At 63.4% G+C, this 2444-nt stretch carries 2 protein-coding genes; both read right to left on the bottom strand.

The features are described from left to right. The coding region (locus tag AC1D00_RS36600) for a class I SAM-dependent methyltransferase (protein WP_477014020.1) at window positions 1-1030 on the bottom strand (1030 nt) is incomplete at its 3' end. Between the two features lie 345 nt (window positions 1031-1375). After that, the coding region (locus tag AC1D00_RS36605) for a sodium/proton-translocating pyrophosphatase (RefSeq protein WP_477014021.1) at window positions 1376-2444 on the bottom strand (1069 nt) is incomplete at its 5' end.

The raw sequence follows: 2444 nt of genomic DNA on the forward strand, positions 1-2444 counted from the left end.
CCATCGGATCGGTTGCCAGCGGCCGGCCCTCGCTCGCCCAGTGCTTCATGTCCGGCACGAGACGGTAGCAGTCGGCGCAAGCTGAAACGGCCTTGTGATCGACACGCAGCACCACGTCGTAGCGATAGCGGGTCAGTTCATAGCTTGATCCCTGCTTGAGCAGGATTTTCGCGGCCCCTATCTGCGGGATGGCTTCCGAGATGCCCTGAAAATAGTTGGGGTCGATGACCAGTTCGCGCTCCTGGGCGATCGCCAGGAAAATCTTGCGCTCGAGCGATGCGTCCGTTGCTCCCGGCGCTGCTTTCGCGGCCTGAACCTCGCGATGGAACGCGCGCAGCAGCTCGAGGTTGCGAACATCCCCGACAAAAATATGACCTCCAGGAGCGACCAGATTGACGGCTCGTTCCAGGACTGTTTGCAGATATTCGATGCGGGGAAAATATTGCACGACCGAGTTGAGCACCACCGCGTCGAACGAATGCGGCGACAGACTTCCCAAATCCGCGGCTTCCCGCTCGAGAAATTCGACATGCCGAAGCTCAGGCCTCGACTGCGCAAACACGCGCAACCGGTGAACGGCGACCGGCGAAAGGTCGGTCCCGCAATACACGTCGCACCCCGGCGCGAGCTTTTCGACGAGTAGCCCGACTCCACATCCGATTTCGAGTACCCGCCTTGCACCGAGCGCACGAATGCGCTGGATCGTGCGATCCAGCCAATCAACCATTTCGGGCTCGGGAATGGGTTTGTTGGTGAAGTTGCTGGTCCAGCCTACGAACGRGGGCACAAGACCGTCAGCGTCGTGACGATAGGCTTGATCGAACGCCCGACGCCATTGCGCAACTCTCCGATCTGTCTCGGCCTGAAGATGGCTCGACTTGCCGGCGCTCAGACGATCGGGATCGATCGCGACGAACGCGATCTCGAACTGGCGGCCGTCGTGGCTCCGCTCGAGGCTGAGCACAGCATCGGCCACGTCCGGGTGCGCTATCAGCGCGCGCAAAATCTCGTTCATCGGCAGCGCAGGCAACGGAACCTCCTTTTGCAGCCGGCAGGCAACTGGACGCCGAGAGCGCGTCTCGCACCGCACGATGTGAGAGGATTCACGCGTCAGCAGCGAGAACTGGCTGAATGCCGCCGATAACCTCTCGTATTTCTAGAGGGCGGCCGGTTAAGCAACCTTAAATACGGCACACGCTGGGGACGTGCAGACGTCCAGTCTCCGTTCCTGAACGAGGCGATTTTTGACTTAATCGGCGCCGCTCCGGGCCGGGTTCCATTGTTCGATGACGCACCGGACGGCGCTTGGCCGCACGCAAAACAAGACCCCCGCGACCTACGCCRCGGGGGTCTTCATTTCAGGTGATGGCTTGCCTCAGTGCGCCAGGATCGCCAGCAGCAAGAGCGCCACGATGTTGGTGATCTTGATCATCGGGTTCACCGCGGGGCCGGCCGTGTCCTTGTAGGGATCGCCGACGGTGTCGCCGGTGACGGCGGACTTGTGGGCATCACTGCCCTTGCCGCCGTAATGGCCATCCTCGATGTACTTCTTGGCGTTGTCCCAGGCGCCGCCGCCCGAGGTCATGGAGATCGCGACGAACAGGCCCGTCACGATCACGCCGAGCAGCATCGCGCCGACCGCCGAGAACGCCGCAGACTTGCCGGCCGTACCGCCTCCGGCGATCGCGTAGATCAGGAAGTAGACGACGATCGGCGACAACACCGGCAGCAGCGAGGGGATGATCATCTCCTTGATCGCCGCCTTGGTCAGCAGGTCGACCGCCTTGCCGTAGTCCGGCTTGTCGGTGCCCTGCATGATGCCCGGCTTCTCGCGGAACTGACGCCGCACCTCCTCGACGATCGCGCTCGCCGCACGGCCCACCGCCGTCATGCCCATCGCGCCGAACAGGTACGGCAGCAGACCACCGAACAGGAGGCCCACCACCACATAGGGATTGTTCAGCGAGAAGTCCGGATTGACGCCGGCGAAGTAGGTGTGATGCGCGGAGTCCGCAACGAAGAACTTGAGGTCCTGGTTGTAGGCCGCGAACAGCACGAGCGCACCGAGGCCGGCCGAGCCGATCGCGTAACCCTTGGTGACCGCCTTGGTGGTGTTGCCGACCGCGTCGAGCGCGTCGGTCGACTTGCGCACCTCTTTCGGCAGACCCGCCATCTCGGCGATGCCGCCGGCGTTGTCCGTCACCGGACCGAAGGCGTCGAGCGCGACGATCATGCCGGCCAGCGCCAGCATGGTGGCCGTCGCGATCGCAATGCCGAACAGGCCGGCAAGGCTGTAGGTGACGAGGATGCCGGCGATGATGACGATCGCGGGCAGCGCGGTCGCCTCCATCGAGATCGCAAGGCCCTGGATCACGTTGGTGCCGTGGCCGGTCACCGACGCAGCCGCAATCGACTTCACCGGACGATAGTCCGTGCCGGTGTAG

This window comes from Bradyrhizobium sp. P2_E8 (genome assembly GCF_056403875.1).